The sequence below is a fragment of the uncultured Pseudacidovorax sp. genome (assembly GCF_913773995.1).
Taxonomy (GTDB): domain Bacteria; phylum Pseudomonadota; class Gammaproteobacteria; order Burkholderiales; family Burkholderiaceae_C; genus Xenophilus.
Genome location: NZ_CAJYES010000168.1, coordinates 1 through 10,018 on the forward strand (window position 1 = coordinate 1; position 10,018 = coordinate 10,018).

9 protein-coding genes are annotated in these 10,018 nt (G+C 70.0%); 7 read left to right on the top strand and 2 right to left on the bottom strand.

Annotation, left to right across the window (positions count from 1 at the left end):
- Positions 1–133 precede the first annotated feature (133 nt).
- Positions 134–1,093 (top strand): LysR family transcriptional regulator, encoded by a 960-nt coding sequence (locus QZ772_RS15620; RefSeq protein WP_295528072.1) that lies wholly within the window; start codon positions 134–136, stop codon positions 1,091–1,093.
- A 136-nt stretch (positions 1,094–1,229) separates the two neighbouring features.
- Here QZ772_RS15620 and QZ772_RS15625 read toward each other — a convergent pair whose 3' ends face one another.
- Both QZ772_RS15625 and QZ772_RS15630 read right to left on the bottom strand, forming a co-directional pair.
- Positions 1,230–2,795: a sensor histidine kinase gene (locus tag QZ772_RS15625; RefSeq protein WP_295528075.1), complete on the bottom strand. Its 1,566-nt coding sequence runs from the start codon at positions 2,793–2,795 to the stop codon at positions 1,230–1,232.
- A complete protein-coding gene (locus QZ772_RS15630) occupies positions 2,788–3,486 on the bottom strand; it encodes a response regulator transcription factor (RefSeq protein WP_295528078.1) in 699 nt (232 codons plus the stop codon). Before QZ772_RS15630 ends, QZ772_RS15625 begins: the two co-directional genes overlap by 8 nt.
- 281 nt (positions 3,487–3,767) lie before the next feature.
- Between QZ772_RS15630 and QZ772_RS15635 the strand changes: the two genes are divergently transcribed.
- From QZ772_RS15635 to QZ772_RS15660, 6 genes are all read left to right on the top strand, one after another.
- Positions 3,768–5,030, top strand: a complete 1,263-nt coding sequence (locus QZ772_RS15635) for an ABC transporter substrate-binding protein (RefSeq protein ID WP_295528081.1) — start codon at positions 3,768–3,770, stop codon at positions 5,028–5,030.
- 88 nt (positions 5,031–5,118) lie between these two features.
- Positions 5,119–6,000 carry a carbohydrate ABC transporter permease gene (locus QZ772_RS15640; protein WP_295528084.1) on the top strand — a complete coding sequence of 294 codons (882 nt, stop codon included), beginning with the start codon at positions 5,119–5,121 and terminating at the stop codon, positions 5,998–6,000.
- Positions 6,001–6,010: 10 nt separating this feature from the next.
- Positions 6,011–6,859 carry a carbohydrate ABC transporter permease gene (locus QZ772_RS15645; RefSeq protein WP_295528087.1) on the top strand — a complete coding sequence of 283 codons (849 nt, stop codon included), beginning with the start codon at positions 6,011–6,013 and terminating at the stop codon, positions 6,857–6,859.
- Between the two features lie 5 nt (positions 6,860–6,864).
- Positions 6,865–7,935: a sn-glycerol-3-phosphate ABC transporter ATP-binding protein UgpC gene (gene ugpC, locus QZ772_RS15650; RefSeq protein WP_295528089.1), complete on the top strand. Its 1,071-nt coding sequence runs from the start codon at positions 6,865–6,867 to the stop codon at positions 7,933–7,935.
- Between the two features lie 173 nt (positions 7,936–8,108).
- A complete protein-coding gene (locus tag QZ772_RS15655; RefSeq protein WP_295528091.1) occupies positions 8,109–9,317 on the top strand; it encodes a multidrug effflux MFS transporter in 1,209 nt (402 codons plus the stop codon).
- Between the two features lie 21 nt (positions 9,318–9,338).
- Positions 9,339–9,890 (top strand): methylated-DNA--[protein]-cysteine S-methyltransferase, encoded by a 552-nt coding sequence (locus tag QZ772_RS15660; RefSeq protein WP_295528093.1) that lies wholly within the window; start codon positions 9,339–9,341, stop codon positions 9,888–9,890.
- The last annotated feature ends 128 nt before the right edge of the window (positions 9,891–10,018 follow it).

A 10,018-nucleotide genomic window follows, 5' to 3' on the forward strand; every position in this document is an offset into this window, starting at 1 on the left:
CCCATGATGACGAATTCGGTGGTGCCGATGCCGAAGGCGCCGGCGGTGAGGGCAAGAAGTGCGAGAGGCATGATGGCCGTGACTGTGATCTGATCGCCTCATGATGACTAGGACGCTCGCTGGACAAGCAGCTGTGAAGCAAATTCACAAATCGGCTCAAGTGCGGGTCGAGGTCAATCGCGCTGGCGAACTGGAGGCCTTCGTGCAGGTGGTGGACCGGGGTGGCTTCTCGGCCGCAGCCCGGCACCTGGGCCTGACGCCCTCGGCCATCAGCAAGCTGGTGGCGCGGCTGGAAGCGCGCCTCTCGGTGCAACTGGTGCACCGCTCCACCCGCAAGCTGCAGCTCACGGTCGAAGGGCAGCTCTTCTACGAGCGCGGCCTGCGGGTGCTGGCCGACCTGGACGAGGCCGAGCGCTGCGTGGGCGCCGGCGCCGCGCCGCGCGGGCGGGTCAGCATCAATGCCAGCATTCCCTTCGGGCATCGGCTGCTGCTGCCGCTGGTGCCGCGGCTGCTGGAGGCCTATCCGGAGCTGCAGGTGGATGTGGTGCTCACCGACCGCGTGGTCGACCTGATGGAGGAACGCTGCGACATCGCGATCCGCTGGGGCAAGCTGCCGCCTTCGGATCTGGTGGGCCGGCTGCTGGGCCACACGGCGCAGGCCATCGTCGGCTCACCTGACTACCTCGCGCGGCACGGCACGCCCACCACGGTGGAGGAGCTCGCGCAACACAACCGTCTGGGCTCCACCTACCGTCGCAACGTGCCCGATTGGCCACTGGTGGTCGACGGCCGCGCGGTGGCCATGCCGGTGGTGGGCAGCGCCCGCGCCAGCGACGGTGCGGCGCTGCGCCTGCTGGCGATGGAAGGCGTGGGGCTGGCGCGTTTGTCCGTCTACCACGTGCTGCCCGACCTGCGCGCCGGGCGCCTGGTGCCGGTGATGGAGGCCTTCAATCCGCACGAGCTGGAGCCGCTGCATGCCGTCTACCTGGGCCGGCCCGGGCGGCTGCCGGCGCGGGTGCGGGCGGTGCTGGACTTCCTGGCCGCGCATGCGGACTTCGAGGGGGCGGACCGGGTGCCGGTGCCTGCGGCCTGAACACTGTCTTTGCGCGCGATCCCGGTCACTCGCCCCCGTCGCTCTGAGCGGCTTGAACGGCTTGTGCCCCGGCTTCGACAGGCTCAGCCCGAACGGTTCTTGAATGACCGGCCGGCATTGGCCGCGGCGCGAGGTTTCAGGTGGTCGGCGCAAGCGGCAGATGGATGCGGGCGCACAGCCCGCGTGGCTGGACCGGCGCCAGCGTCACGCGCCCGCCCTGGCGCTCCACGATCTCCTTCACGATCGGCAGGCCCAGGCCGCAGCCGTTGCCCTGGTCGGTGGCGCGGACGAATCGCTCGAAGACGCGGGATGAGTCCTCCGGCGCGATGCCGGGGCCATCGTCGGTGACGCTCAGCACCGCCTCGTCGCCATCGTGCTGAACATCCACCGTCACGACCGCGCCACGTCCGGCGTAGCGCAGGGCGTTGTCGATCAGGTTGCTGAGCGCTTCGCGCAGCAGCCAGGCATGGCCGATGACGATGAGGGGCGGCGCCTCGGCGGGCGTGGAGATTGCTGTGGAGTCCATCGCTTCGTCGGCATTGGCATCGCCATCGCCGGCGGCGTCGGAAGCATTTGCCGCGATCTCATCCACCGGGCTTCCTTCTTCCTCCACGGGCGCAAAGCCCAGGTCGATGCCCTCGCGCAGCGCCCGCGGCACCAGCGTGGCGGTGAGCTCCTGCGCCAGCGCCCGCAGGTCCACCGGCGAGCCCCGGGCCGCGGCGGTGTCGGGCTCGGCGCGCGCCAGGGTGAGCAGCTGGTTGACCAGGTGCGCGCTGCGGTCGGCGCTCTCGTGCACGCGGCGCAGGCGCTCGCGCTGGGCCTCGTCGCCGGCCAGGGCCAGCGCCACCTCGGCCTGCGACTTGAGGCCGGCCAGCGGCGTGCGCATCTGGTGCGCGGCATCGCTGATGAAGCGCTTCTGCTGCGCCAGGTTGTTCTGCACCGCAGCCAGCAGTCCGTTCACCGCCATCACCAGCGCGCGCACCTCACCCGGCGCGGCGTCGAGGCGGATCGGTGCGAGGTCGGTGGGCGCGCGGCCTTCCACTTCGCGGCGCAGGCGCAGCAGCGGCGCCAGGCCGGCACGGATGCCCAGCCAGATCACCGTGGTCATCAGCAGGATCAGGCCGGCCAGCGGCAGCAGCGTGTCCCAAAGGATGCCCCGCGCCAGTTCCTCGCGGCTGGTGCGGCTGCGCGCCACCTGCACCAGCAGCACCGCGTCCGGGTCGTCGCGGCCGCCCTGGCGCAGGAAGAGGGCGGCCACGCGCAGCGGCTGGCGCGTGCCGACCTCGTCGTTGGCGGGTGGCAGCAGCGCGTCGTAGAAGTAGGGCTGGCCGATGGGCGGCCGGGCCATCACGGCGGCCGGCGGCAGCGGCAGCTGGTGGTTGCCCAGGATGAAGGCGCCGGGCGGCGTGCTGACCATGTAGTGCAGCCGGTCGTCGGGGTCGGCCTCCAGCACGTCCTGGGCGGCGCGAGGAAAGTCGATCAGCAGGCCGTTGTCCAGCGGGCGCAACTGGCGGGCGAGGGCGCGCGAGGCCTGCAGCAGGCTCGCGTCCACGGCCGCATTGGTGTAGCGCTCCGCCAGCTGGTAGGCCGCCAATCCGCCGGCCAGCCACAACACCAGCTGGGGCAGCAGCAGCCACAGCAGCAGCTGGCGGCGCAGGGTGGGCGCAAAGCGGCCGGGCGCGGGGAAGGGCGACTCAGCCACGCGCGCCCGCAGTCGGCCCCGGCGCCGGGCTTTCGAGCAGGTAGCCCAGCCCGCGCACCGTGCGGATCACCAGCCCCGGCTTCTCCAGCTTGCGGCGCAGCTTGTGCACGTAGACCTCCACGGCATTGCCCACCGCGGCGCTGTCGCCCTCGTCGCCCATCCAGGCGCGCACGATCTCGTCCTTGGTCACGACCTCGCCGGCGCGCTCGGCCAGCAGTTCCAGCATGTCCCATTCACGGCCGCTCAGCTCGATGGCCTCGCCGCCCACGGTGGCGCGGCGGTTGTCGCGGTCCAGCAGCATTCCGCCGACCTGCAGGCCGCTGCCGCGCGCCCGCGTGCGACGCAGCAAGGCATGCAGCCGCGCCTCCAGCTCCGGAAAGTCGAAGGGCTTGGTCACGTAGTCGTCAGCGCCGGCCTGCAGGCCGCTCACGCGGTCCTCCAGGCTGTCGCGCGCGGTGAGCACGACGATGGGCAGCAGCGGCTGCTCGGCGCGCACCTTTCGCAGCAGGCTCAGGCCGTCCAGCAGCGGCAGGCCCAGGTCGAGGATGGCGAGATCGAAGGCATGGCGGCCCAGCAGGTACTCGGCCACGGCGCCATTGGGCGCGTGCTCCACCGCGAAGCCGGCGCCCTTCAGCTGGGCCGCCAGTCCGTCGGCCAGCAGGGCGTCGTCTTCGGCAAGCAGGATGTGCATGGCGACTAGATTAACGAAGCAGGGCCGCTTCGGCCTCGGGTTTAACCTTAGATTAATAAATTAAAGAGGCTTTAATAATCCGGCCGCGGCGACGACGCCGACCGTTCAACGGCCCCGCGGGGGCAATGCGGACCGGTTGACCAAAGACCGTTCGGGCTGAGCCTGTCGAAGCCTGGGCACAAGCCCTTCGACAAGCTCAGGGCGAACGGGGCAACCGGGTCAGAGCGAACGGGTTCACTGACCGACACTGGCCCCGCGGGGCGCTTCAAGGAGACCTGACCATGCGCGTTCTTCCGACTGCTTCCTTCACCCGCACCGCCGCCGCGGCCGCATTGCTGGCGCTGGCCGGCGCTGTCCAGGCGGGCGAGGTCGAAGTGCTGCACTACTGGACCAGCGGCGGCGAGGCCAAGGCTGCCGCGGCGCTCAAGGCCACGCTGCAGGCCAAGGGCGACACCTGGAAAGACTTCGCCGTCGCCGGCGGTGGTGGCGATTCGGCCATGACGGTGCTGAAGTCGCGCGTGGTCTCCGGCAACGCGCCCTCGGCCGCCCAGATCAAGGGCCCGGCCATCCAGGAATGGGCGCGCGAGGGCGTGCTGACCAGCATCGACGGCGTCGCCAAGGCCAACAAGTGGGACGCCGCGTTGCCGCCCACCGTGGCCGCCATCATGAAATACAAGGGCAACTACGTGGCGGCGCCCGTCAACGTGCACCGCGTGAACTGGCTCTGGATCAACCCCGAGGCGCTCAAGAAGGCCAAGGCCAAGGCGCCCACCACCTGGGACGAGTTCTTCGCCACCGCCGACGCCCTGCAGAAAGCCGGCATCACCCCGGTGGCCCATGGTGGCCAGCCCTGGCAGGACTTCACCACCTTCGAGACAGTGGTGCTGGGCGTGGGCGGCGCCGACTTCTACCGCAAGGCCTTGGTGCAACTGGACCAGGAGGCCCTCAAGAGCCCGACCATGATCAAGGCCGCCGAGACCTTCAAGCGCATCAAGCCCTACACCGACAAGGCCGCCTCGGGCCGAGACTGGAACCTGGCCACCGCCATGGTCATCAAGGGCGAGGCCGGCATGCAGTTCATGGGCGACTGGGCCAAGGGCGAGTTCGTGGCCGCGGGCAAGAAGCCGGGCAGCGACTTCCTGTGCATGGCCGCGCCGGGCACGGCCCAGGCCTTCACCTTCAACATCGATTCCTTCGCCATGTTCAAGGTCAAGGGCGACGACCGCATCAAGGCCCAGAACGACCTGGCCGAGGCCATCATGTCGCCGGCTTTCCAGGAGACCTTCAGCCTGGCCAAGGGCTCGATCCCGGTGCGGCTGGACGTGCCGATGGACAAGTTCGACGACTGCGCCAAGCTCTCGGCCAAGGACTTCGCGGCCACCGCCAAGTCGGGCGCCCTGGTGCCCAGCGCCGCCCACAGCATGGCCGTGCCCTCGGCCGTCGAAGGCGCGCTCAAGGACGCCGTAAGCCAGTACTGGAACAGCGACAAGATGAGCGCGCAGGACGCGGTCGCCAAGATCGCCGCGGCGGCCAAGGCCCGCTGAGCCGCACCGCTGTCCGGCACCTGAAAGAGCTTCGCCCCGTGCGCTGCGCGCCGGGGCCCGACGCCGCATCGCCCGACGAGGGAGCCCCATGTCCGCGCCTTCCCGCCTGCCCACGCCCTGGCTGCCCAAGCTGGTCATCGCGCCCAGCTTCATCCTGGCCTTCCTGTTCATCTACGGGCTGATCGCCTGGAACGGCTACCTGTCGGTGTCGGAGTCGCGGCTGCTGCCCAACTACGACTTCGCCGGGCTCGACCACTACCTCACGCTGTGGGAGAACGAGCGCTTCCGCGTGGCGATGACGAACATGCTGATCTTCGGCGTGCTCTTCATCGGCGGCAGCACGCTGCTGGGTCTTCTGCTGGCCATCCTGCTCGACCAGAAGATCCGCGCCGAGGGCGTGCTGCGCACGGTCTACCTGTACCCCATGGCCATCTCGGCCATCGTCACCGGCACCGCCTGGAAGTGGATGCTCAACCCCGGCATGGGCCTGGAACACCTGATGCAGTCCTGGGGCTTCGCGGGCTTCAGCTTCGACTGGCTGGTCGACCCCGACCGGGCCATCTACTGCGTGGTGATCGCGGGCGTGTGGCAGAGCGCGGGCTTCGTCATGGCGCTCTTCCTGGCGGCGCTGCGCGGCATCGACGACGCCATCATCAAGGCGGCGCAGGTGGACGGCGCCAGCCTGCCGCGCATCTACTGGCGCATCATCATTCCCAGTCTGCGGCCGGTGTTCTTCAGCACCGTGCTGGTGGTGAGCCACCTGGCCATCAAGAGCTTCGATCTGGTGATGGCGCTCACGGCCGGCGGCCCGGGCTTCGCCACCGACCTGCCGGCCACCTTCATGTACGCCATGGCCTTCACCCGCGGCCAGATCGGACTGGGCGCGGCCAGCGCCACCGTCATGCTGGCCACCGTGGCGGCCGTGGTGGTGCCGTACCTCTACTCCGAACTGCGGACCAAGAAGGGCTGAGGACACACTCATGCGCGTCGTTCACCGCACCATCCTCTGGGCGCTGCTGCTGCTCTTCGCGGCCTACTTCCTGGCGCCGCTGTACGTGATGCTGGTCACCTCTTTCAAGGACATGGACCAGGTGCGCGCCACCAGCATGGTGGCGCTGCCCACACAGCCCACCGTCGAGGCCTGGACCAAGGCCTGGAGCGCCGCCTGCACCGGCACCGACTGCCGCGGCCTGCAGCCCTTCTTCATGAACTCGGTGCTGATGGTGGTGCCGGCCGTGGCCCTCTCCACGCTGCTGGGTGCGCTCAACGGCTACGTGCTGGCGCAGTGGCGCTTCCGCGGCAGCGAGACGATGTTCGCGCTGATGCTCTTCGGCGTGTTCATGCCCATGCAGGTGGTGCTGCTGCCCATGAGCCAGGTGCTGGGCTGGCTGGGCATCGCCAGCTCGATCTGGGGCCTGATCCTCATGCACCTGCTGGCCGGGCTGCCGACCACCACGCTGTTCTTCCGCAACTACTACGTGGGCCTGCCGCCGGAGCTGGTCAAGGCGGCCATGCTCGACGGCGCCAGCTTCTGGCAGATCTTCCGGCGCATCGTGCTGCCGCTGTCGGTGCCGATCCTGGTGGTGACCGTGATCTGGCAGTTCACCGCCATCTGGAACGACTTCCTCTATGGCGTGGTGTTCTCCGGCGCCGACAGCAAGCCCATCACGGTCGGCCTGAACAACCTGGCCAACACCACCAGTTCGGTCAAGGAATACAACGTGGACATGGCGGCGGCGCTGATCGCCGCGCTGCCGACCCTCTTCGTCTACGTGGTGGCGGGCCAGTACTTTGTGCGCGGGCTGACGGCCGGCGCGGTGAAGGGATGAACACCATGGGCGCACTCGGCATCCGCCAGCTCCACAAGACCTACGCGGGCAACACACACATCCTCAAGGGCATCGATCTGGAGATCGAGGCCGGCGAGTTCCTGATCCTGGTCGGCCCTTCGGGCTGCGGCAAATCCACGCTGCTCTCGATCATCGCGGGGCTGGACGCGCCGACCTCCGGCTCGGTCCACATCGGCGAGCGCGAGGTCACGAACCTGCCCAGCAAGGACCGCGACATCGCGATGGTGTTCCAGAGCTATGCGCTCTATCCGAACATGACGGTGGCGCAGAACATTGCCTTCGGGCTGGAGCTGCGCAAGGTGCCCAAGGCCGAGCGCGAGGCCACCGTACAGCGCGTGGCGCAGATGCTGCAGCTGGAGGCGCTGCTGGGCCGCAAGCCCGGTCAGCTCTCGGGCGGCCAACGCCAGCGCGTCGCCATGGGTCGGGCGCTGGCGCGTGACCCGGCGCTCTTCCTCTTCGACGAGCCGCTGTCCAACCTGGATGCCAAGCTGCGGGTGGAGATGCGCGCCGAGATCAAGCGCCTGCACCAGCGCACGAAGACCACCACCGTCTACGTGACCCACGACCAGGTCGAGGCCATGACGCTGGGCGACCGCATCGCCGTGATGAAGGACGGCATCGTGCAGCAGTTCGGCACGCCCGAGCAGATCTACGGCAGCCCGGCCAATCGCTTCGTGGCGGAGTTCATCGGCTCGCCCGCCATGAACTTCATCGATGCCACGACCGGTGCCGAGGGCGGCGTGGAGGCGGGCGGGCTGGTGATGCCCTGCGACCCGTCGCGCCACCCGGCGCTGCCGTCGCAGGCTGCCGGCACGAAGCTGCTCTATGGCCTGCGGCCCGAGAACGTCGTCTTTGCCGATGCGGGCCTGGAAGGTGTGCTCGAGCTGATCGAGCCGACCGGCCCCGAGACCTATGCCGAGGTGGCCACGCCGCTGGGGCTGCTGACGGTGCGCGTGCCCGGCACGCTGCGCGCCCGCGTGGGCGAGGCGGTGCACCTGCAGTGGGGCGCGGACAGCGTGCACCTGTTCGACGCCGAGGGCGCGCGGCGGCTCTGAGGCGGCGGCTGCAGCGGGCAGGGAAGGGCGCTGCCTCCAGCCGTGCCCGTCATCTGGCTGGACAGGCTTGCCGCTGGCGCCTGGCCCCGGTCTGGCCCAATGCCCGTGACAGCCCGGGGCCGCCGCCGGGTCGACGGGCAGCCTCGTGCCCAAGCCGGGAGAATGCGCCGCCTATGTCTTCGTCCCCCCGGTTTCTCCGCATTGCCGTCGTTCTCGGCCTGCTCTCGGCCATCGGCCCCTTCGCCATCGACATGTACCTGCCGGCGCTGCCGGCCATCGGTCATCAGCTGGGCACCGATTTCGGCACCGCGCAACTGAGCCTGACGGTGTTCTTCATCTCCATCGGCATCGGTCAGTTGCTCTACGGTCCGGTGTCGGACATGGTGGGCCGCCGGCCGCCCATGTTCTTCGGCATGGCGCTGTTCGCGTTGGCCAGCGTGGGTTGCGCGCTGGCCACCGACATCCACACGCTGATCGTGCTGCGTTTCGTGCAGGGCCTGGGCGCTGCGGCGGGCATGGCCATTCCGCGCGCCGTGGTGCGCGACCTGCACACGGGGCCCGATGCGGCGCGGCTGATGTCGCTGCTGATGCTGGTGTTCAGCGTCTCGCCCATCCTGGCGCCGCTGGCCGGCAGCGGCGTGATCGCCGTCGCGGGCTGGCGCGCGGTGTTCTGGGCCATCGCCGTGGCGGCGGTCGCCGGGCTGGCACTGCTGGCCTTCAGCCTGGAAGAGACGCGCCCGCCTTCGGCGCGGGTGGAAAGCAGCCTGGGCAGCGCCCTGCGTGCCTACGGCCGGCTGCTGCTGGACGCGCACTTCCTGGGCCTGGTCTTCATCGGCGGCTTCGCGATGATGGGCTTCTTCATCTACCTGTCCACCTCGTCCTTCGTGATGATCGGTCACTACGGCCTCACGCCGACGCAGTACAGCATCGCCTTCGGCGTTAACGCGGCGGCCTTCTTCGGCGCGGCGCAGCTCAACGGACGGCTGTCGGCGCGCTTCGGCCTGGTGCCGCTGGTGCGCTTCGGCGTCGTGGGCGCCAGCGTCGCCATCAGCCTGATGCTGGCCCACTACCTGACGGGCGGCGATTCGCTGGCCGTGCTCATCGGCCTGTACTTCGTGGCCAGCGCCTTCATGGGCCTGGTGATCCCGACCACGGCGGTGCTGGCGCTGGAGAACCACGGTGCCATCGCCGGCACGGCGGCGGCCCTGATGGGCACCTTGCAGATGCTGGGCGGCGCGGTGGGCATGGCGGTGGTCAGCCTGTTCAACGACGGCCGGCCGCTGCCCATGGTGCTGGGCATGGCGGCGGGGCTGTACCTGTCACTGATGCTCACGTTGGTGACGTTGGGCGTGCGGGGCCGGCGGCTGCCGTCGCCGGCTTGATGGCCTGAATCGGACCCGGGCATGACCGGCCTCGTCGTCTTCGACACCGCCATCGGCCATTGCGGCCTGGCCTGGGGCGATGCCGGTCTGCGAAGCGTGTTGCTGCCCGAGGCGGACGGCAGCGCCAGCGGCCTGCGCACCCATCTGCTGCGCCGTTGTCCGGACGCGTCCGACGCCGTGGCGCCGCCCGACTGGGTGATGCAGGCCGTGCAAGGCATCCGCGCCCTGCTGGCGGGAGAGTCGCGCGACCTGTGCGAGTTGCAGCTGGATGAGCGCGGCGTGCCGGACTTCCATCGCCGCGTCTATGCGCTGGCGCGACAGATCCCGCCTGGCCAGACCCGCACCTATGGCGAACTCGCCGAGGCACTGGGCGGCAAGGGCAGGGCGCGGGCGGTGGGCCAAGCCCTTGGCCACAACCCCTTCGCGCCGGTGGTGCCCTGCCATAGGGTGCTGGGCGCGGACGGCCGGCCGGGCGGCTTCTCGGCGCCGGGCGGGGCGTTGCTCAAGCTGCGGATGCTGGCCATCGAAGGCGCCCGGCCCTGGGGCAGCGGACCGCTCTTCGACGAGCGCTGAGGATCCTGCACAGCCGAGCGCGCACCACCCCGGCGCGCACTCGGCCATCGTCGCGCCTGCGCGCACCGTGGCGGCGCGCGGCGCAGAATCGCCGGATGCCGACGCCCTCCCTCTGCCCGCCGCCCGAC

Coding starts and splice junctions, on each gene's coding strand:
- QZ772_RS15630 (WP_295528078.1), bottom strand. CDS start 3,486: ATGCACATCCTGCTTGCCGAAGACGACGCCCTGCTGGCCGACGGACTG.
- QZ772_RS15635 (WP_295528081.1), top strand. CDS start 3,768: ATGCGCGTTCTTCCGACTGCTTCCTTCACCCGCACCGCCGCCGCGGCC.
- QZ772_RS15640 (WP_295528084.1), top strand. CDS start 5,119: ATGTCCGCGCCTTCCCGCCTGCCCACGCCCTGGCTGCCCAAGCTGGTC.
- QZ772_RS15645 (WP_295528087.1), top strand. CDS start 6,011: ATGCGCGTCGTTCACCGCACCATCCTCTGGGCGCTGCTGCTGCTCTTC.
- ugpC (WP_295528089.1), top strand. CDS start 6,865: ATGGGCGCACTCGGCATCCGCCAGCTCCACAAGACCTACGCGGGCAAC.
- QZ772_RS15655 (WP_295528091.1), top strand. CDS start 8,109: ATGTCTTCGTCCCCCCGGTTTCTCCGCATTGCCGTCGTTCTCGGCCTG.
- QZ772_RS15660 (WP_295528093.1), top strand. CDS start 9,339: ATGACCGGCCTCGTCGTCTTCGACACCGCCATCGGCCATTGCGGCCTG.